The organism is Pantoea sp. AG1095, from assembly GCF_003208415.1.
GTDB classification, from domain to species: domain Bacteria; phylum Pseudomonadota; class Gammaproteobacteria; order Enterobacterales; family Enterobacteriaceae; genus Pantoea; species Pantoea leporis.
Window position 1 is genome coordinate 28,986 of record NZ_QKMJ01000016.1, and the last position, 19,198, is coordinate 48,183.

Here is a 19,198-nt window from a genome sequence, read left to right on the forward strand (position 1 = left end):
GAAAAATTATGGACCAAAATCGACTTACTCATCTGCGCCAGCTGGAGGCAGAGAGTATCCATATCATCCGCGAGGTGGCGGCCGAGTTCAGCAATCCGGTGATGATGTACTCCATCGGTAAAGACTCCTCGGTAATGCTGCATCTGGCGCGTAAAGCCTTCTATCCGGGCACGCTGCCGTTTCCGCTGCTGCATGTTGATACCGGCTGGAAATTCCGTGAAATGTACGAGTTCCGCGATCGCACCGTGAAAGCGATAGGCGCTGAGCTGCTGGTGCATCGCAACCCGGAAGGCGTGGCGATGGGCATCAACCCATTCGTGCACGGCAGCGCCAAGCACACCGACATCATGAAAACCGAAGGCCTGAAGCAGGCGCTGAACAAATACGGTTTTGATGCGGCATTTGGCGGCGCACGTCGTGATGAAGAGAAGTCGCGCGCGAAAGAGCGTATCTACTCGTTCCGCGATCGCTTCCACCGCTGGAACCCGAAAAACCAGCGTCCTGAGCTGTGGCACAACTACAACGGCCAGATCAACAAAGGCGAAAGCATCCGCGTGTTCCCGCTATCCAACTGGACCGAGCTGGATATCTGGCAGTACATCTTCCTCGAGAATATCGAGATCGTGCCGCTCTACCTCGCCGCGCCGCGTCCGGTGCTGGAGCGTGATGGCATGCTGATGATGATCGATGACGACCGTATCGATCTGCAGCCAGGTGAAGTGATCAAGCAGCGCATGGTGCGTTTCCGCACGCTCGGCTGCTGGCCGCTGACCGGTGCGGTGGAATCAGAGGCGCAGACGCTGCCGGAAATTATTGAAGAGATGCTGGTCTCCACCACCAGTGAACGCCAGGGACGCGTGATTGACCGCGACCAGGCCGGTTCGATGGAAATGAAGAAACGTCAGGGTTATTTCTAAGGAGACGCAGATGAATACCGTTATTGCACAACAGATTGCCGATCAGGGCGGCGTAGAAGCCTGGCTGACCGCGCAACAACATAAAAGCCTGCTGCGTTTCCTGACCTGCGGTAGCGTCGACGACGGCAAAAGTACGCTGATTGGTCGCCTGCTGCACGACACGCGTCAAATTTATGAAGACCAGCTCTCCTCGCTGCACAACGACAGCAAACGTCACGGGACGCAGGGTGAGAAGCTGGATCTCGCGTTACTGGTTGATGGCTTGCAGGCCGAGCGCGAGCAGGGCATCACCATTGATGTGGCGTATCGCTATTTCTCCACTGAGAAGCGCAAATTTATTATTGCCGACACGCCAGGACACGAGCAGTACACCCGCAACATGGCGACCGGTGCATCGACCTGCGATTTGGCGATCCTGCTGATCGATGCGCGTAAAGGCGTGCTGGATCAGACGCGTCGTCACAGCTTTATCTCCACGCTGCTGGGCATTAAGCATCTGGTGGTCGCCATCAACAAGATGGATCTGGTGGAGTACAAGCAAGAGACCTTTGAGCAGATCAAACAGGATTACCTCGATTTCGCCGCGCAGCTGCCGGAAGACCTTGATATTCGCTTTGTGCCGATGTCGGCGCTGGAAGGCGATAACGTGGCAACGCCCAGCGTCACTATGCCTTGGTACAGCGGCCCAACGCTGCTCGACGTATTAGAAACGGTTGAATTGAACCGCGTGGTGGATCATCAGCCAATGCGTTTCCCGGTGCAGTATGTGAACCGTCCTAACCTCGATTTCCGCGGTTATGCCGGTACGCTGGCTTCGGGCGTGGTCAACGTCGGTCAGCGCGTGAAAGTCCTGCCATCGGGCGTGGAATCGACCATCTCGCGCATCGTCACCTTCGATGGCGACCTGCCTGAAGCGGGTGCCGGTGAAGCGATTACGCTGGTGCTGAAAGATGAGATCGACATCAGTCGTGGCGATCTGCTGGTGGATGCGGAAGCCGAGCTGCAAGCGGTGCAATCCGCCACCGTTGACGTGGTGTGGATGGCGGAACAGCCGCTGCAGCCCGGGCAAAGTTACGAAGTGAAGATCGCCGGTAAGAAAACTCGCGCGCGCGTTGAGAAAGTGATCCATCAGGTGGAGATCAACTCGCTGGAGAAGCGCACCGTGGACAGTCTGCCGCTTAACGGCATTGGCCTGATCGAACTGACCTTTGACGAACCGATGGTGCTGGACGCGTATCGCCAGAATCCGGTGACTGGCGGCATGATCTTTATTGATCGTCTGAGCAACGTGACGGTGGGCGCGGGCATGATTAATCAGCCGCTGACCGATGTGCGTACGCAAGCGGGTCAGTTCAGCGATTTCGAGCTGGAGCTGAACGCGCTGGTGCGTCGTCACTTCCCACACTGGAACGCGCGCGATCTGCTGGGTGGCAAGTAATGGCGCAACACGATGAAAACGTGGTGTGGCACGATCATCCGGTAACGCGCGAGGAGCGCGAACAGCAGCACGGCCATCAAGGCGTGGTGCTGTGGTTCACCGGGCTTTCGGGCTCGGGGAAATCCACCGTGGCCGGCGCGCTGGAGCAGGCGCTGCATCGGGCCGGTGTGAACACCTATCTGCTGGATGGCGACAACGTGCGTCACGGTTTGTGCCGTGACCTCGGCTTCAGCGATGACGATCGTAAAGAGAACATTCGTCGTGTCGGCGAAGTGGCGAAACTGATGGTCGATGCCGGTTTAGTAGTGCTGACCGCATTTATCTCGCCGCATCGCGCAGAACGCAATATGGTGCGCGATCTGCTGGCTGAAGGGCAGTTCATCGAAGTGTTTGTCGATACGCCGTTGGCCGTGTGCGAAGCGCGCGATCCCAAAGGTTTATACAAAAAAGCCCGTGCCGGTGAGCTGCGTAATTTCACCGGTATCGATAGCGTTTACGAGGCGCCAGACGCCCCGGAAATCCACCTTGATGGCGAACAATTGGTTACAAAACTCGCCGGCCAATTGTTAGACCTGCTGCGTCACCGCGATATCATCAGATCCTGAACCGACAGCGGCAAATCCCTTTGGGTTTGCCGCGCTTAGCGTCAACAGGATCTCTATGCAGAACGTAACGCCCATGCTAGCCCGTAAAGATGAACGCACCCCGGATGAGTCTCGCTCATCACTGCCGGGCGGCGTGTTTGGCTTTCTCTCGTACTGGTGCGCACTGGCGATTCCGTTCATGCTCTACGGCTCCAACACGCTGTTCTTCTTCCTCTACACCTGGCCATTCTTCCTCGCGCTGCTGCCGGTTTCGGTACTGATTGGTATCGTGCTCAGCCTGATGATCCGCACTCACTTATTCTGGAGCGGGATCGCCACGGCGATTGTGGTGGTGTGCTTGTTCTGGCTGCTGTTCTCATTTCTCTCCGGTTGGTAACGCCCAGCTGATGTGCAAACGCATCGGCAGGTTACAAAACTTTACCTGCCGTCTCGCCTCCCACTCTGGCATTATTTGCACGGCTAAACGCCCGTGCGCGGCATTTTCGCCGTCGCAGTGGAGTCCAGCGTCAAGTTATGGGATGATTGGGCCGTTTTTCAGGGGGCGGGGATGGGAAAACTGACGTTACTGCTACTCGTGCTGCTGGGATGGCTTCAATATTCCCTGTGGCTGGGTAAGAACGGTATTCATGACTATACGCGCGTCAACGAAGACGTCGCGACACAACAGGCGAATAACGCCAAGCTTAAAGCGCGTAACGATCAGCTATTCGCCGAAATTGACGATCTCAATGGCGGCTCTGAAGCGATCGAAGAACGCGCACGTAATGAACTGGGCATGATTAAGCCCGGTGAGACTTTCTATCGTCTGGTGCCAGACCAGAACAAACGTAACGCGCAACAAGCTGCGCAAAATCAACAACGATAAGCCATGAACAAGCGCCCGATCCTTGCGGATGTGATTGCCGTGGTGCCCGCCGCAGGTGTGGGCAGCCGAATGCAGGCTGCCTGCCCAAAACAGTATCTGACCATTGGTCAATTCACCCTTCTTGAACACAGCGTCGCACGTCTGCTGGCACATCCTGCGGTAAAACAGGTGATTGTGCCGGTCAGCAATGATGATGGCTGGTTCGATTCACTACCGCTGGCGCAGGATTCCCGTATTCTCCGCGTGACCGGTGGCGACACGCGCGCCGAATCAGTGCTGGCGGGCTTAAACGCCATTCAACACAGCGAATGGGTGCTAGTGCATGACGCTGCGCGTCCTTGCCTGCATCCGGAAGATTTAGCACGTCTGCTGGCGGTACGTGAGTACAGCAAGGTTGGCGGAATTCTGGCGGCGCCGGTGCGCGACACCATGAAACGCGCCGAACCGGGCAAAACCGCCATCGCTCACACCGTTGAACGCGAGGATTTATGGCACGCGTTAACGCCGCAATTTTTCCCGCATCAACTGCTCACCGCTTGCCTGACGCGCGCACTCCATGAAGGCGCTACCATTACCGATGAAGCGTCGGCGCTGGAGTATTGCGGTTATCACCCGAAATTGGTGAGTGGACGCAGCGACAATATTAAGGTGACGCGGCCAGAAGATCTGGCGCTGGCGGCCTTCTATCTTACCCAGATTCAGTTACAGGAGAGCGCATGATGCGTATCGGTCACGGTTTTGACGTTCACGCTTTTGGCGGCGAAGGTCCGTTAGTGATTGGCGGGGTGCGTATTCCCTTCGAACACGGTTTTATTGCCCATTCTGATGGTGATGTGGCGCTGCATGCGTTGACGGATGCCTTGCTCGGCGCGGTGGCGATGGGCGATATCGGCAAGTTATTCCCGGATACCGATCCGGCGTTTAAAGGCGCTGACAGCCGCGGTTTGCTGCGCGAAGCCTGGCGTCGGATTCAGCTGAAAGGCTATCGCATCGGTAACGTTGATGTGACCATCATTGCGCAGGCACCGAAAATGTTGCCGCATGTGCCGCAGATGCGCGTCAATATCGCCGAAGATCTCGGTTGCCATATGGATGACGTCAACGTCAAAGCCACCACCACCGAAAAGCTGGGCTTTACCGGGCGTGGCGAAGGCATTGCCTGTGAAGCGGTTGCGCTGCTGATAAAGGCCGATCAGGCATGAGTGAACTGCATTACCTGCACGGCGTGCCGACTGCCACCGGCGTCATCAAAGCCAATCCCGAAGATTTCGTGGTGATTGAAGATCTTGGCTATCCCTATGATGGCGAAGGTGAACAGCTGTTGGTGCGCATCCGTAAAATTGGCTGCAATACGCGCTTTGTCGCTGAAGCCATCGCCAAATTTCTCGGCGTGCCGGTGCGTGACCTTAGCTATGCCGGCATGAAAGATCGTCATGCCGTCACCGAGCAAACACTCTGTTTCCGCGTACCGGGCAATGGCATGCCGAATCTGGCCGGATTCCAGCTGGAAGGCGTTGAAATCCTGCAGGTGATTCGCCACAAACGCAAACTGCGTACCGGCGCGCTGGCGGGCAATGCGTTCCGCTTAGTGGTGCGTCAGATCTCCGATCGCCGTGAAGTCGACGCACGTTTACAGCAGATTCAACAGCGCGGCGTGCCGAACTACTTTGGTGAGCAGCGCTTTGGTCGTGGCGGCAACAACCTGACGCAGGCGAAACAGTGGGCGAAAGAGACATTCCGTCCGCGCGATCGCAATATGAAAGGTTTGCTGTTGTCAGCGACCCGCAGCCATCTGTTTAATCAGGTGACCAGCGCGCGTTTGCAGCGTGATGGCGCACTGGATGTGGTGCAGGTGGGCGATGCGGTACAGCTGGCCGGTCGCGGCAGCTGGTTCGTGGCGCAGGCGGAAGAGTTGCCTGACGTGCAGCAGCGCATCGATAATCATCAACTGCGCATCACTGCGCCGCTGCCGGGTCGCGGTGATGCGGGTCCGCAAGGCGACGCGCTGCTTTTTGAGCAGCAGAGCCTGGCAGGCGCAGAAGAATTGATTACACTGCTTGAGCGCGAGCGGGTTGATGCCGCGCGTCGTGCAATGCTGGTGGTGCCAAAGGATCTGCGCTGGGAATGGTGGGACGATGTGACGCTGGAGATGCAGTTCTGGCTGCCCGCGGGCAGTTTTGCCACCAGCGTGGTGCGTGAGCTTCTCCAACAAGAAGGTAACGATGCGGATATTGCTGAGTAACGATGATGGAATTCATGCGCCGGGTATTCAGACGCTGGCGCGTGCTTTACGTGAGTTTGCCGAGGTGCAGGTTGTCGCGCCCGATCGCAATCGTAGCGGCGCATCAAACTCGCTCACGCTGGAGACGCCGCTGCGCACCTTTACGCACGAAAACGGCGATATCGCGGTGCAGATGGGCACGCCGACCGACTGCGTGTTCCTCGGCGTGAACAAGCTGATGCAGCCGCGTCCCGATATCGTCGTGTCCGGCATCAACGCCGGTCCAAACCTTGGCGACGATGTGATTTACTCCGGTACTGTCGCTGCGGCAATGGAAGGGCGCCATCTTGGCTTGCCTGCGCTCGCTGTTTCACTCAATGGACATCAGCATTACGAAACCGCCGCATCCATCACCTGTACGCTGTTACGTGCGCTGTCGCGCGCTCCGCTGCGTACCGGCCGTATTCTTAATATCAACGTGCCTGATTTGCCGTTAGCGGAGATCAAAGGTTTCCGCGTGACCCGCTGCGGCAGCCGCCATCCCGCCGATCAGGTTATCTGCACCGAAGACCCGCGCGGCCAGCCGCTTTACTGGATTGGCCCGCCGGGGCAAAAGCTGGATGCAGGCCCGGATACCGATTTCGCTGCGGTGGATGCGGGCTACGTTTCGTTGACCGCGCTGCATGTGGATTTGACCGCGCATGCGGCACAAGAAGTATTAAGTGACTGGCTGACCCAGGCAGAGGTAAAACTCGCATGGTGAATCGCCGCATCGAAACGCTTTTGGAGCAGCTGCGCGCGCAGGGCATTCATGATGAACACCTGCTGAAAGCCATTGCCGATGTGCCTCGTGAGCGTTTTATCGATGAGGCGTTTGAGCATAAAGCGTGGGAAAACGTTGCGCTGCCGATTGGCAACGGCCAAACCATCTCTCAGCCTTACATGGTGGCGCGCATGACCGCCTTGTTAGAGCTCACGCCGGAATCGCGCGTGCTGGAAATCGGCACCGGTTCTGGCTATCAGACCGCGATTCTGGCGCATCTGGTTAATCATGTTTATTCCGTCGAACGCATCAAGGGCTTGCAGTGGCAGGCTAAGCGTCGCCTCAAGCAACTCGATCTGCATAATATCTCTACCCGGCATGGCGATGGCTGGCAGGGCTGGGCGACGCGTGGTCCGTTTGATGCCATTATCGTGACCGCCGCACCGCCTGAAATTCCGACTTTGCTGATAGCGCAATTAGGTGACGGCGGCAAAATGGTGCTGCCGGTTGGCGAGGATCAGCAGGTATTGAAGCGTTTGCGTCGTCAGGGCGATGAATTGATTGAAGAAATCATCGAACCCGTGCGCTTTGTGCCGTTGGTTCAGGGCGATCTGGCCTAGGACATCATTACGCAATTCTTCACAACTGTTACATGGCACGGCACAGTTGATATTGTTACTATCCTTGTTTATCAATGCTAAAAACCGTTTTTAACGTTACGCGCAGTGGATAATGCGGTTAACGCCGTTACACATTTATATTCAGGGTTGCCATCACGGGGGATCAGTGAGCATGGGAAGCACAGCATTTCAATTACGCCGTTTGGCGGCACTTTCTTTGGTAGGTTTTTGGCTGGCGGGCTGTAGTTCTGGCGATAATACACAGGCACCCATTAGCCAGATTGGTGGTAATAGCGGCGATAGCGGTATGGCTTCAGCCCCAGTCGGCGGTATGGTCTCTTCGCAAAACAGCGCTGTGCCCGCGATGCCACGTGGCGGAATGTTAAGCGGCGGCACACCATCGGCACAACCGTCAGATGGAATGGTAAGTGACAATAACAATGTGGCCACTGAAAATGGTCGCATTGTGTACAATCGCAATTATGGGAATATTCCTAAAGGTAGCTACGGTGGTGAAACCTATACCGTAAAACGTGGCGATACCCTGTTCTACATTGCCTGGATTACCGGCAACGATTTCCGCGATCTGGCACAGCGTAACAATATTGCAGCCCCGTATGGCTTGAACGCTGGGCAAACGCTGCAGGTTGGTAATGGTAACGGCCAGACCATTACCGGTGGAAACGCGATTACTGCCGCCGATGCAACCCAGGGCGGCGTGCCAGTTACACCGAGCCAGACGCAAATTAAATCCACCCCTGTTGCACAGCAACCTGTTATTACGTATTCTGATGATTCGGGTAATTCGTCGGGTAGCAAATTGCTGCCGTCGAAAGGAGCAAATAATGTGGCAACGACCACAGCTCCGGTTGTCGCACCACCTACAGTCAGCAGCACGACTAATAGCACAACTCCAGTGGGAAGCTGGCGTTGGCCGACTGATGGGAAGATCATCGATAACTTCTCCGCTGCGGAAGGCGGAAACAAAGGTATCGATATCGCCGGTTCGCGTGGACAACCTGTTGTCGCCACAGCTTCGGGAAGAGTGGTGTACGCAGGCAACGCGCTCCGTGGGTACGGTAATTTAATCATCATCAAACACAATGATGACTACCTGAGCGCCTACGCCCATAACGACTCTATGCTGGTCCGGGAACAACAGGAAGTTAAGGCGGGGCAAAAAATCGCTACCATGGGTAGCACCGGTACCAGTTCAGTACGATTGCACTTTGAAATTCGTTACAAGGGGAAATCCGTAAACCCGTTGCGTTATTTACCGCAGCGATAATCCGGCAGAACCTTGGTTCTGCCCTTGGATCACGGGTAGGAGCCGCTAATGAACCAGAATACGCTGAAAGTTAACGATTTACATGAAGATGCGGAATTCGAGGAAAACAACGGAGCTGAGGTTTTTGATGAGAAGGCTCTCGTTGAGAACGAACCTGGTGATAACAACGACGTAGCGGAAGAAGAGCTGTTGTCACAGGGTGCGACGCAACGCGTTTTGGATGCGACGCAGCTTTACCTCGGAGAGATTGGTTATTCACCGCTGCTGACGGCAGAAGAAGAAGTCTTCTTTGCGCGCCGTGCACTGCGGGGTGACATTCCATCTCGCCGCCGCATGATTGAAAGTAACTTACGCTTGGTAGTAAAGATTGCCCGTCGTTATAGCAATCGTGGTCTGGCGCTGCTGGATCTGATTGAAGAGGGTAATCTCGGCTTGATTCGCGCCGTAGAGAAGTTTGACCCAGAACGTGGGTTCCGTTTCTCAACTTACGCCACGTGGTGGATTCGTCAGACAATTGAACGGGCGATTATGAATCAAACCCGTACCATCCGTCTGCCAATCCACATCGTTAAAGAGTTAAATGTTTACCTGCGTACCGCGCGTGAACTTTCGCACAAGCTTGATCATGAGCCAAGTGCTGAAGAGATTGCCGAGCAGCTAGACAAGCCTGTTGATGACGTGAGCCGTATGCTGCGTCTCAATGAGCGCATTACCTCGGTCGATACACCTTTGGGTGGCGATTCCGAAAAAGCGCTGCTGGATATCCTGGCCGATGAGAAAGACAACGGTCCGGAAGACACCACGCAAGACGATGATATGAAACAGAGCATCGTTAAGTGGTTGTTTGAACTGAATGCCAAGCAGCGTGAAGTGCTGGCGCGTCGTTTCGGCCTGTTAGGCTACGAAGCGGCAACGCTTGAAGATGTCGGTCGTGAAATCGGGTTGACCCGTGAACGCGTACGTCAGATTCAGGTGGAAGGACTGCGTCGTCTGCGTGAGATTCTGCAGACGCAAGGTTTGAACATCGAAGCACTGTTTCGTGAATAACAGAATACGTGGTTAATACAAGAAGCGGTGGTGAAAACCACCGCTTTTTTATTGGTTAAAATATACAGACAGCACTTGTTAATTCATCAAAGTAAAATCTTTTAAAGATATCACTTAAATTCTCACCTAAATAGATAAACGTAAATTAAATCCATTAGATGTTAATTAAACATCTAATAAATGCTCAGTTTATCTTGCTCTCATTTAGCAATTTGTAATGTTGCGCACGACTTTCTTTGCAATTTTGCCTTATTTCTTTTCTCCGTGTCACTCTGATAAAAGTTTTAAACACGGTGCTATGCCATTTTCTTGCTCGCTGTATCACCAGGATATTCAAGCAATGAATAACTAAAAGGGAGTGAGAAGAACAATGTGTGTGCAAAGCAGCAGTACAAAGTCACAATACTCCAGAGTGGTTTTTGGGATGCCAATATCTCTGCTATGGGGATATATTGCGATGGCCATCTTCATGACCGGCGATGGCATCGAACTGGCTCATCTCTCCCGATATCTCTACGATCTCGGCTATGGAGAAAAACAAGTTTCATTAGTTTTCACCGTTTATGCGTTAACGGCAGCAGTTTCAAGTTGGCTTTCCGGTGCCGTCAGTGAAATTTATGGCCCGAAGAAAATTATGCTCACCGGCGCTATTTGGTGGATGGTGTTACATGCCGTATTTGTTTATTTTGGCGTAAGTGAAAATAACTTTACCTGGATGTTGGTGAGTTATACGTTGCGCGGCTTCGCTTATCCGCTGTTCTTTTATGGATTCTATGTATTAGTAGTGCAGCGCACGCCTGAGCATCGACTTGCCTCCGCAACCGGCTGGATATGGTCGATGTTTACCATTGGTTATGGCATTACCGCTTCCTTCCTCTCCGGCCTTCTGGTGCCTGAAATTGGGTTCATTAATACGCTTTGGCTTTCACTGCTGTTTGCTGCGGTGGGCGGTGTGATTATATTGTTTACGGTTAAAACTCAGAGTGAACACAATCTAAATAGTAACGGCGTCAGTCGCAAAGAAAAATTGCGGGAAATATCGCGCGGAATAACCTTGATCTTCGAAGACCGCAGTATGTTCTTTGCCCTGATAACACGCATCTTATGTAATGTGGCATTATTTGGCCTGCCGGTATTTATGCCGATCTATTTCACCCGTGAATTAGGATTTTCTACTAAAGAGTGGGCGACTATCTGGGGCGTATTTTTCCTGGTTCAACCACTAACCAATGTGCTTTGGGGCATTATTGGCGATCGTATTGGCTGGATTTTTCAAATGCGCTGGTTTGGTTTCTTCGGATGCACGATTACCACTGCCGCTTTCTATTTTTTACCCTCATTTTTCCCAGGTAATCTGGCGTTAGCCATTGTCTGCGCGCTGTTATTAGCCTTAACGCTCACCTCCTTTGTGCCAATGGGGGCGATTTTCCCGATGCTGGCGCCGCAGCATAAAGGCGCTGCGGTTTCGGTGCAAAATCTGGGTGGTGGTTTCGGTAATCTAATTGGTCCGGCGGTTGCCGCACTAATGTTCGGCCTGTCATTTGAAATCAAGCACGTGATTATTACTTTCTCCGTTCTCTATTTTGCTGGCGGCGTCATGACATTCTTTATTCGTGATCCCCAACCAAAAATAGAGCGTAACGCTCCTTCCAAGACCACGGCCAGCAAATCCGAATAAATACCCTCAATGAAAAGGACCACAACATGACAACACCATTTTCACTGCAAAATAAGGTCGCCATCGTCACCGGCGCCGCATCGGGAATTGGTTACGCCATTGCCCGCTGTTTAAGTGCTGCGGGTGCCCAAGTGGCGATGATCGATCGCGCAGAAGAGGTAAAAACGGTTGCCAGCAAGATGGACAACCCTGCGCGAGGTTACGTTTTCGATCTGGCTAATGTCGAAGCGCTTGGCGAACTGGTTGAGCAGATTCACCATGATTTTGGCCGCATTGACATCCTGGTCAATAACGCCGGTATTGGCATGCTGGAATCCGTGGGCGAAGTGCAACTCGCCAGCTGGAATACCACGATGTTGATTAACATGACCGCGCCATTCTTCCTCGCTCAGCATTGTGCTCGATATATGAAAGAACACGGTTTTGGCCGCCTGATTAACATCGCCTCACAGGCCAGCGTCATTGCACTCAATGAGCACGCGGCATATTGCACCAGCAAATCAGGTATGGTGTCTTTCACGCGGGTGTTGGCAGCGGAGTTGGGGCCGTTTGGTATTACCGCTAATGCCATTTCACCAACGGTGGTTGAGACGGAATTAGGTAAGCGTTACTGGCATGGGGAGCGAGCGGAGCAGATGAAATCAAAAATCCCATCACGACGTTTTGCCACACCTGACGAAGTCGCGAGTACGGTGCTGTATCTCAGCAGCAATGAAGCGGCAATGGTCAATGGCGAGAATTTAGTGATCGATGGGGGATATAGTGTGATTTAAAGCCGGGCGAGTTGATTAGTATGAGCCCGCTGAAATTGCTTAACACCAGGGAATTGTAAGAAAGAAAAAATGGCCCGCACAGAACGTTGCTTCTGGGCGGGCGAATAACTACACCAGCGTTTTCAAGCGATAGATCCATTCCAGCGCTTGCTTCGGCGTTAAGCTGTCTGGGTCCAGTGCCTCAAGCGCATCAACCGCCGGTGAGGTTTCTGCCACCAGCAACTGCATTTGCGAACCTTCCACTGTGGATGCGGCGGAGCTGCCAGATAACGCTTCCAGCTCCTTCAGCTTGTTACGCGCGCGCTTAATCACTTCCTTCGGCACGCCCGCCAGCGCCGCCACCGCGAGACCATAACTTTTGCTTGCAGCACCATCCTGCACGCTGTGCATAAAGGCGATGGTGTCTCCGTGTTCGACCGCATCCAGATGCACATTCACGACACCTTCCATTTTTTCCGGCAGCGTGGTCAGCTCGAAATAGTGGGTGGCAAACAGCGTCATGGCCTTAATGCGATTCGCCAAACTTTCAGCGCAGGCCCATGCCAGCGACAAACCATCATAAGTTGAGGTGCCGCGCCCGATTTCATCCATCAGTACCAGACTGTTTTCGGTAGCGTTATGCAGAATGTTGGCGGTTTCCGTCATCTCCACCATAAAGGTCGAGCGTCCGGAAGCCAGATCATCAGCAGCCCCGACGCGCGTGAAAATGCGATCGATAGGGCCGATGACGGTCTCCTCTGCTGGCACATAGCTGCCTATCCACGCCATCAGCGCGATCAACGCTGTCTGGCGCATGTAGGTACTTTTACCACCCATATTGGGGCCGGTAATGATCAGCATGCGACGCTGCGGTGAGAGTGACAGCGGATTCGCGATAAACGGCTCTTTCAATACCTGCTCGACCACCGGATGGCGGCCTGCAGTAATACGGATGCCGGCTTTTTCTTGCAGCACCGGGCGGCAATAATTCAGCGTCCATGCACGTTCGGCCAGGTTTGCTAGCACGTCCAGCTCAGAGAGTGCAGCCGCACTGATTTGCAGGGCTTCAAGATGCGGTAGCAAGCGGTCAAACAGCTCATCATAGAGACCTTTCTCCAGCGCCAGCGCTTTGCCCTTCGACGTCAGGACCTTATCTTCATACTCTTTTAGTTCAGGAATGATATAGCGTTCAGCATTCTTCAGCGTCTGGCGGCGAACGTAATGAATCGGCACCAGATGGCTTTGACCACGGCTGACCTGAATGTAGTAGCCGTGAATCGCGTTAAAGCCGACTTTCAGCGTATCCAGCCCGAGTTTCTCGCGCTCTCGGATTTCCAGACGATCAAGATAATCGGTGGCACCATCGGCTAGCGCACGCCACTCGTCGAGTTCAGCGTTGTATCCCGGAGCGATCACACCACCGTCGCGCACCAGCACTGGCGGCGATTCAATGATCGCCTGTTCCAGCAACTCACGCAGTTCGGTAAATTCGCCCATCTGAGAGCGCAGATTAATTAACTGCGTGGCCTCAACGCCCTCGAGTTGTTGGTTTAACTCGGGCAACTGCTGGAAGGCATGGCGCATACGTGCCAAATCGCGTGGGCGCGCGGTGCGCAGTGCCAGTCGCGCCAGAATACGCTCCAGATCGCCCACCTGGCGCAGCACCGGCTGCAGCTCCTGACTAAGTGATTGCAGTTCTGCGATAGACTCCTGACGCCGGGCAATGGTAGTGACATCGCGCAGCGGCATATGCAGCCAGCGTTTCAGCATACGGCTGCCCATCGGAGTGACGGTTTTATCCAGTATCGCCGCCAGTGTGTTCTCGATGCCGCCAGCCAGGTTTTGCGTTATTTCCAGGTTGCGGCGCGTAGCAGCATCCATGATCACGCTATCCTGCTGACGCTCCATGCTCAGCGAGCGAATATGCGGTAACGACGTGCGTTGCGTGTCTTTAACATATTGCAGCAGACATCCTGCAGCGCGTAGCGCCAGATGCGCCTGCTCAACGCCAAAACCACTTAAATCGCGGGTGCCAAATTGCAGATTGAGCTGCTGGCGCGCCGTATCGATTTCATATTCCCACAGCGGGCGGCGACGCAGGCCACGGCGTTGATCGATCAACGTTATTGCCTGGAAATCTTCGGGATAGAGCAGTTCAGCCGGATTGGTGCGCTGCAGTTCTGCTGCCATCGTCTCCAGATCGCCGGGTTCACTCAGGCGGAAGCGACCAGAACTGATGTCCAGTGTTGCATAACCAAAACCGCGCTGGCTCTGGAAGATGGCGGCGAGCAGGTTATCCTGGCGCTCTTGCAGCAACGCTTCATCGCTGATGGTGCCGGGTGTAACGATGCGCACCACTTTTCGCTCAACCGGGCCTTTGCTCAAGGCTGGGTCGCCAATCTGCTCACAGATCGCCACCGATTCGCCGAGCTGGACCAGTTTCGCCAGATAGCCTTCAACCGCATGGTAAGGCACGCCCGCCATCGGAATCGGTTCCCCAGCAGAGGCGCCGCGTTTAGTCAGAGAGATTTCCAGCAGTTGCGAGGCGCGTTTCGCGTCATCGTAAAACAGCTCGTAAAAATCGCCCATGCGATAAAACAGCAGGATGTCAGGATGATCGGCCTTCAGGCGCAGGTATTGCTGCATCATCGGCGTATGGCCACTAAAGTCCATTTGCTCTGCTCCTTTCATCTCATTCTCACTCAACATTCATTCTTTTAATTACCTGAGGCTGGGTCAATGCAGCCCGGAAGTGTCGTTATCACTTGGGCGGATAACGAAAGCGGGATATTACCATTTTTGCCGCGTAACCTTCATCCGCTAGCAGGGCTTTATGGCTGCCGACCATAACAAATTGCCGCAAACGGTAAAAAGCAAAATTTAATGAAAAAGGTAAAGTGTGGAGCGGTTTCGCAAATTCGCGTTGCAACCGGCTGAAACGGGCGGGAAACGGCTAAATTTTAAGATATTGCTCTGTATGTCACCCCGATGAACGATTACCATGAGTGCTTCCGGTTTCACCTGGCTTATGGATATCCAATGCGTTTTAAGGTTGCTCTTCTTCCGCTTATTACTCTGCTTGCTGCCTGCAGCAGTAAGCCTGCATCCCATCAGCAGCCCGCCGTTGTGCCTGCACCGAAAGGCGGCTTTTTGCTGGAACCTTCGCACGCGGTTCAACCGATGTTTGGCGATTTTGCGGGTAACCCCGCCGCTGAACAGTTCATTGATCAAATGGTGGCAAAACACGGTTTTAACCGTGAGCAATTGCATGCGGTTATCGGCCAGGCGAAGCGTCTGGATTACGTGCTGCGTTTGATGGATCAGCAAGCCCCGAGCTATACGCCGCCAACCGGACCGAATGGCGCGTGGATTCGCTATCGCAACAAGTTTATTACGCCGGATAACGTGCAGAACGGCGTGGCATTCTGGAATCAGTATCAGGATGCGCTACAGCGTGCGCAGCAGGTTTACGGCGTGCCGCCGGAAATCATTGTTGGCATTATCGGCGTTGAGACGCGCTGGGGCAGGGTAATGGGCAAAACGCGCTTGCTGGATGCGCTGGCAACCTTGTCATTTAGCTATCCGCGTCGTGCAGCTTACTTCAGCGGTGAGTTGGAGACCTTCCTGCTGATGGCGCGAACAGAGCAAGACGATCCGCTGGATCTGCGCGGCTCCTTTGCCGGTGCGATGGGTTATGGACAGTTCATGCCATCCTCTTATAAGCAATACGCAGTCGATTTTAATGGCGATGGTCATATCAACCTTTGGGATCCGGTTGATGCGATTGGCAGCGTAGCCAACTACTTTAAAGAACATGGCTGGCGTGCGGGCGAGAACGTTGCGGTGCCAGCCAGCGGGCAGGCTCCGGCATTGGAGAATGGCTTTAAAACCAAGTACCCGGTCAGCACCTTAGCCGCGAGTGGGTTAACGCCGCAGGGATCGCTGGACGGCAATACTCAGGTCAGTTTGCTGCGTTTGGATCTCGGCACCAGCTATCAATATTGGTATGGTCTGCCCAACTTCTATGCCATTACGCGCTATAACCACAGCACCCACTATGCAATGGCGGTGTGGCAGTTGGGTGAAGCCGTGGCTAAAGCACGTCAGGGCAGCCTGTTTTAATGCTGTCCATATAAAGTGTGAGGGTATAAGATGGCGCCCCATTTGCGGTGCCATCTTCACCGCATCCGACTTCTGAGGAGCGCTTATGAGTACCTTACCTGCCTGTCCTGTCTGCCACGCCGATTACACCTGGCAAGATGGCGAGAACCTGAATTGCCCATCTTGCGGCCATATCTGGACGGCAAACGCCGATGATGCATCGGACGGTATGGTGGTACGCGATGCCAACGGCAACCTGTTAGCCGATGGCGACAGCGTCACTGTCGTTAAAGATCTTAAGGTTAAAGGCAGCTCTTCGACGCTGAAAATTGGTACCAAAGTCAAAAGCATTCGCCTGGTCGAAGGCGATCACAACATTGATTGCAAAATTGATGGTTTTGGCCAGATGAAACTCAAATCTGAGTTCGTCAAAAAGAACTAATTATGGGACGGCTTTGCGCCGTCCTGTTTGTTTCAACTCAGTAAACGATCCACTTCCTCGCACTGTTCCGCTGTTAGCTCGCCACCATAATTGCGCGAGTCGCTGCGCATTGAATCAAATCGACGTGCAACAGCCGTTTTTATGGTGGTAACAAAATCATCGCCGATAGTGTAAATCGCCATCAGTTTACCAATACGTTGTTGAATCTCACTGAGCTGCGCTACATCGCCCGCCCGCCAGGCCTGCATCGCACGGGCAAATAGCTCCGGTACAATATTGTTCAAGCCGGAAATCACACCTGAACCGCCAGCCAGTAGATTGGGCAACAGATATTCGTCATAGCCGGAAAGCACGGTGAAATCGCTGCGCACCTGCTTCGTTTCTTCAATCATTGCGCGGTTGTGCGACAAGCAATCCATGGTGTCTTTGATGCCAATAAAGTTGGGCAGCTCTGCCGCCAGTTCTGCGACCAACGCAGGCGTTAAATCACAGCCGGTGCGTGCGGGGAAATTGTAGGCGAACCACTTGCCGCCCAGCTGTGTATCCAGCGCTTTGAAATAGCGCAGCAGCTGTTTATGTGTCTGCCCGTAATAGTAAGGAGGCAGCACCATTACAGCATCAAATCCGTTCTGCCAGGCCGCATCTGCCAGTTGCAGCATGTCCGCAATACAGGTGCTGGAGACATTTGCCACCATGGTCAGGGGCGAGAGTTGACGCGCCTCGCGGATCAGTAACAGGCGCTCCTGCTGCGAGAGCGAGGCAAATTCGCCAATACTGCCCATCAGCAGCAAGGTATCAATGCCTGATTGGCTCAGGCGAGAAAAATGGCGGCCAAGCGCATCAATATCGAGATTATTGTTGCTATCAAAGGGCGTTACTGACGGACACCATACGCCGGGCAATGCGGGTTGTGCAGACATATCAAGCTCCTTGCTTGGAAAATGAAACGTCGTTTTAACTTAATGCTATCTGCGCAGGCTAACCAGCTAACGAGGGCAAAAAGGTGAGATATCGCACTTTTCTCTTTCTATGAAAGCATGAAAAGCAGGTAGTGTTTAACCCCTCAGCCAAGACAGGAGCACTGCCATGCAAGACTGGAATCCACAACTGTATCGCCAATTCGAATCAGAGCGAACCCGCCCGGCGCGCGAGCTATTGGATCGCATTCCGCTCGATGATGTGCGCTTTGCCACTGATCTTGGTTGCGGACCCGGCAACAGCACCGAGCTACTGGCACAAGCCTGGCCGGAGGCGCAGATAACCGGCATTGACAGTTCTGCGGCAATGTTAGAGCAGGCGCGCGAACGTCTCCCCAGCTGCCATTTCCTGCAGGCCGATATTCGTCGCTGGCAGGCTGAACAGCCGCAGCAGGTTATCTATGCCAACGCCTCGCTGCAGTGGTTGACCGAGCATCACACCTTGCTGCCGCATCTGGTTGATCAATTGGCCATCGGTGGCGCGCTAGCAATTCAGATGCCGGATAATCTTGAAGAACCATCGCACCGTTTGATGCGTGAAGTGGCGGCGAATGAAAAATGGCAGGCGCTGATTTCGCCACAAGCGGCGGATCGCAAACGCCTGCTAACCACCGATCGCTATTACGATCTGCTGACCGATGCGGGTTGCCAGGTTGATGTCTGGCGCACTACTTATTATCACCCGATGGCAGATGCGCAGGGCATCATTACCTGGTTGCGTGCCACCGGGCTGCGTCCTTTCCTCGCGGGGCTGGATGAAACGCAGCAGGCAGCATTTCTTCATAATTATCATCAGGCCCTCATTCCGGCTTACCCCGCACGCAGTAACGGCCAGGTTTTGTTAGCCTTCCCGCGTCTGTTTATGGTTGCAGTGAAAACTGGCTAAGGTATCTGGAAGCCACTGCGCAGAAATGATGGCTGAAGGTTGAAAAGGGCTTTTCAGCGCACCATTTACTGCTAACGTGAAGCGCCACAACGGGAGAAGGCGATGAACGATGAACAGTTACAGCAGCTAAGCCACCGCATTGGCGAACAGCTAAAAAGACGTCAGGCCACGGTGACTGCTGCAGAATCCTGCACCGGCGGCTGGATTGCGAAAGTATTTACTGATATCAGCGGCAGCTCTACCTGGTTTGAGCGCGGTTTCGTCACTTACAGCAATGAAGCTAAGCAGCAGATGGTCGGCGTACAGGAGACAACGCTGCAGCAGCATGGCGCCGTAAGTGAACCGACGGTGCGTGAGATGGCTAACGGTGCGGCTAAAGCGGCAGCGGCAGAATACGCCATCGCCGTAAGCGGTATTGCCGGTCCTGAAGGTGGCACGCCCGATAAACCGGTGGGCACCGTGTGGTTTGCGATTGTGGGTCCAGAGGGGCGCGTACTAGCGCAGCGCCAGATCTTTGCTGGCGACCGTGATGCGGTACGCCGTCAGTCAGTGGCTTGGGCGCTGCAAACGCTGCTTGATGAATTTCTGATAAATTAAA

The 19,198-nt window shown here is 54.1% G+C and carries 20 protein-coding genes; 18 read left to right on the forward strand and 2 right to left on the reverse strand.

Annotation, left to right across the window (positions count from 1 at the left end; translation table 11 throughout):
• The first annotated feature begins 8 nt into the window (after positions 1–8).
• The 14 genes from cysD to DEU53_RS21685 all read left to right on the forward strand — a co-directional run bounded on the left by cysD (position 9) and on the right by DEU53_RS21685 (position 12,215).
• Positions 9–917: a sulfate adenylyltransferase subunit CysD gene (gene cysD, locus DEU53_RS21620; protein WP_110868313.1), complete on the forward strand. Its 909-nt coding sequence runs from the start codon at positions 9–11 to the stop codon at positions 915–917.
• 10 nt (positions 918–927) lie between these two features.
• Positions 928–2,355 carry a sulfate adenylyltransferase subunit CysN gene (gene cysN / locus DEU53_RS21625; protein WP_110868314.1) on the forward strand — a complete coding sequence of 476 codons (1,428 nt, stop codon included), beginning with the start codon at positions 928–930 and terminating at the stop codon, positions 2,353–2,355.
• Positions 2,355–2,960 (forward strand): adenylyl-sulfate kinase, encoded by a 606-nt coding sequence (cysC, locus tag DEU53_RS21630; RefSeq protein WP_008104549.1) that lies wholly within the window; start codon positions 2,355–2,357, stop codon positions 2,958–2,960. The genes cysN and cysC overlap by 1 nt, the downstream gene beginning before the upstream one ends.
• Positions 2,961–3,015: 55 nt before the next feature.
• Positions 3,016–3,336: a DUF3561 family protein gene (locus DEU53_RS21635; RefSeq protein WP_101762603.1), complete on the forward strand. Its 321-nt coding sequence runs from the start codon at positions 3,016–3,018 to the stop codon at positions 3,334–3,336.
• Positions 3,337–3,507: 171 nt separating this feature from the next.
• A complete protein-coding gene (gene ftsB, locus DEU53_RS21640; RefSeq protein WP_101762604.1) occupies positions 3,508–3,825 on the forward strand; it encodes a cell division protein FtsB in 318 nt (105 codons plus the stop codon).
• A 3-nt stretch (positions 3,826–3,828) separates the two neighbouring features.
• On the forward strand, positions 3,829–4,545 hold the full coding sequence (gene ispD / locus DEU53_RS21645; RefSeq protein WP_110868315.1) for a 2-C-methyl-D-erythritol 4-phosphate cytidylyltransferase: 717 nt from the start codon (positions 3,829–3,831) through the stop codon (positions 4,543–4,545).
• On the forward strand, positions 4,545–5,027 hold the full coding sequence (gene ispF, locus DEU53_RS21650) for a 2-C-methyl-D-erythritol 2,4-cyclodiphosphate synthase (RefSeq protein WP_061719965.1): 483 nt from the start codon (positions 4,545–4,547) through the stop codon (positions 5,025–5,027). Before ispD ends, ispF begins: the two co-directional genes overlap by 1 nt.
• Positions 5,024–6,067 (forward strand): tRNA pseudouridine(13) synthase TruD, encoded by a 1,044-nt coding sequence (gene truD, locus DEU53_RS21655; RefSeq protein WP_110868316.1) that lies wholly within the window; start codon positions 5,024–5,026, stop codon positions 6,065–6,067. Before ispF ends, truD begins: the two co-directional genes overlap by 4 nt.
• On the forward strand, positions 6,048–6,809 hold the full coding sequence (gene surE / locus DEU53_RS21660) for a 5'/3'-nucleotidase SurE (RefSeq protein WP_110868317.1): 762 nt from the start codon (positions 6,048–6,050) through the stop codon (positions 6,807–6,809). Before truD ends, surE begins: the two co-directional genes overlap by 20 nt.
• Positions 6,803–7,429, forward strand: a complete 627-nt coding sequence (locus tag DEU53_RS21665; protein ID WP_008104533.1) for a protein-L-isoaspartate(D-aspartate) O-methyltransferase — start codon at positions 6,803–6,805, stop codon at positions 7,427–7,429. Before surE ends, DEU53_RS21665 begins: the two co-directional genes overlap by 7 nt.
• 166 nt (positions 7,430–7,595) lie before the next feature.
• Positions 7,596–8,717, forward strand: coding sequence for a murein hydrolase activator NlpD (gene nlpD, locus DEU53_RS21670; protein WP_199559732.1), 1,122 nt, complete (start codon positions 7,596–7,598; stop codon positions 8,715–8,717).
• 48 nt (positions 8,718–8,765) lie between these two features.
• The gene (rpoS, locus tag DEU53_RS21675) at positions 8,766–9,764 is read left to right on the forward strand and encodes an RNA polymerase sigma factor RpoS (protein ID WP_007893257.1); all 999 of its coding nucleotides are present in this window, start codon (positions 8,766–8,768) and stop codon (positions 9,762–9,764) included.
• Positions 9,765–10,188: 424 nt separating this feature from the next.
• Entirely contained in the window at positions 10,189–11,442 is a 1,254-nt protein-coding gene (locus DEU53_RS21680) for an MFS transporter (protein WP_255421824.1), read from the forward strand.
• 26 nt (positions 11,443–11,468) lie between these two features.
• Entirely contained in the window at positions 11,469–12,215 is a 747-nt protein-coding gene (locus DEU53_RS21685; protein WP_101762610.1) for a GolD/DthD family dehydrogenase, read from the forward strand.
• Positions 12,216–12,323: 108 nt separating this feature from the next.
• Here DEU53_RS21685 and mutS read toward each other — a convergent pair whose 3' ends face one another.
• A complete protein-coding gene (mutS, locus tag DEU53_RS21690) occupies positions 12,324–14,867 on the reverse strand; it encodes a DNA mismatch repair protein MutS (RefSeq protein WP_110868320.1) in 2,544 nt (847 codons plus the stop codon).
• Between the two features lie 366 nt (positions 14,868–15,233).
• Between mutS and mltB the strand changes: the two genes are divergently transcribed.
• On the forward strand, positions 15,234–16,316 hold the full coding sequence (mltB, locus tag DEU53_RS21695) for a lytic murein transglycosylase B (RefSeq protein WP_101762612.1): 1,083 nt from the start codon (positions 15,234–15,236) through the stop codon (positions 16,314–16,316).
• Positions 16,317–16,401: 85 nt separating this feature from the next.
• Positions 16,402–16,737, forward strand: a complete 336-nt coding sequence (locus DEU53_RS21700) for a zinc ribbon domain-containing protein YjdM (RefSeq protein ID WP_110868321.1) — start codon at positions 16,402–16,404, stop codon at positions 16,735–16,737.
• 32 nt (positions 16,738–16,769) lie between these two features.
• Here the strand turns inward: DEU53_RS21700 and DEU53_RS21705 are convergent, their stop codons facing one another.
• On the reverse strand, positions 16,770–17,657 hold the full coding sequence (locus tag DEU53_RS21705; protein ID WP_110868322.1) for a dihydrodipicolinate synthase family protein: 888 nt from the start codon (positions 17,655–17,657) through the stop codon (positions 16,770–16,772).
• A 166-nt stretch (positions 17,658–17,823) separates the two neighbouring features.
• On the opposite strand from DEU53_RS21705, the gene tam reads away from it, so the two are divergent.
• Both tam and pncC read left to right on the forward strand, forming a co-directional pair.
• On the forward strand, positions 17,824–18,600 hold the full coding sequence (gene tam / locus DEU53_RS21710) for a trans-aconitate 2-methyltransferase (protein ID WP_110868323.1): 777 nt from the start codon (positions 17,824–17,826) through the stop codon (positions 18,598–18,600).
• Positions 18,601–18,702: 102 nt separating this feature from the next.
• Positions 18,703–19,197, forward strand: a complete 495-nt coding sequence (gene pncC, locus DEU53_RS21715) for a nicotinamide-nucleotide amidase (RefSeq protein WP_110868324.1) — start codon at positions 18,703–18,705, stop codon at positions 19,195–19,197.
• Position 19,198 lies beyond the last annotated feature (1 nt).

Bases quoted from the DNA above. Each gene is read 5' to 3' on its own strand.
- DEU53_RS21665 (WP_008104533.1), top strand. From the start codon at position 6,803: ATGGTGAATCGCCGCATCGAAACGCTTTTGGAGCAGCTGCGCGCGCAG.
- DEU53_RS21635 (WP_101762603.1), top strand. From the start codon at position 3,016: ATGCAGAACGTAACGCCCATGCTAGCCCGTAAAGATGAACGCACCCCG.
- cysN (WP_110868314.1), top strand. From the start codon at position 928: ATGAATACCGTTATTGCACAACAGATTGCCGATCAGGGCGGCGTAGAA.
- DEU53_RS21680 (WP_255421824.1), top strand. From the start codon at position 10,189: ATGCCAATATCTCTGCTATGGGGATATATTGCGATGGCCATCTTCATG.
- truD (WP_110868316.1), top strand. From the start codon at position 5,024: ATGAGTGAACTGCATTACCTGCACGGCGTGCCGACTGCCACCGGCGTC.
- mutS (WP_110868320.1), bottom strand. From the start codon at position 14,867: ATGGACTTTAGTGGCCATACGCCGATGATGCAGCAATACCTGCGCCTG.
- ispD (WP_110868315.1), top strand. From the start codon at position 3,829: ATGAACAAGCGCCCGATCCTTGCGGATGTGATTGCCGTGGTGCCCGCC.
- DEU53_RS21685 (WP_101762610.1), top strand. From the start codon at position 11,469: ATGACAACACCATTTTCACTGCAAAATAAGGTCGCCATCGTCACCGGC.
- DEU53_RS21700 (WP_110868321.1), top strand. From the start codon at position 16,402: ATGAGTACCTTACCTGCCTGTCCTGTCTGCCACGCCGATTACACCTGG.
- tam (WP_110868323.1), top strand. From the start codon at position 17,824: ATGCAAGACTGGAATCCACAACTGTATCGCCAATTCGAATCAGAGCGA.
- pncC (WP_110868324.1), top strand. From the start codon at position 18,703: ATGAACGATGAACAGTTACAGCAGCTAAGCCACCGCATTGGCGAACAG.
- ftsB (WP_101762604.1), top strand. From the start codon at position 3,508: ATGGGAAAACTGACGTTACTGCTACTCGTGCTGCTGGGATGGCTTCAA.
- rpoS (WP_007893257.1), top strand. From the start codon at position 8,766: ATGAACCAGAATACGCTGAAAGTTAACGATTTACATGAAGATGCGGAA.
- cysD (WP_110868313.1), top strand. From the start codon at position 9: ATGGACCAAAATCGACTTACTCATCTGCGCCAGCTGGAGGCAGAGAGT.
- surE (WP_110868317.1), top strand. From the start codon at position 6,048: ATGCGGATATTGCTGAGTAACGATGATGGAATTCATGCGCCGGGTATT.
- ispF (WP_061719965.1), top strand. From the start codon at position 4,545: ATGCGTATCGGTCACGGTTTTGACGTTCACGCTTTTGGCGGCGAAGGT.
- mltB (WP_101762612.1), top strand. From the start codon at position 15,234: ATGCGTTTTAAGGTTGCTCTTCTTCCGCTTATTACTCTGCTTGCTGCC.
- cysC (WP_008104549.1), top strand. From the start codon at position 2,355: ATGGCGCAACACGATGAAAACGTGGTGTGGCACGATCATCCGGTAACG.
- DEU53_RS21705 (WP_110868322.1), bottom strand. From the start codon at position 17,657: ATGTCTGCACAACCCGCATTGCCCGGCGTATGGTGTCCGTCAGTAACG.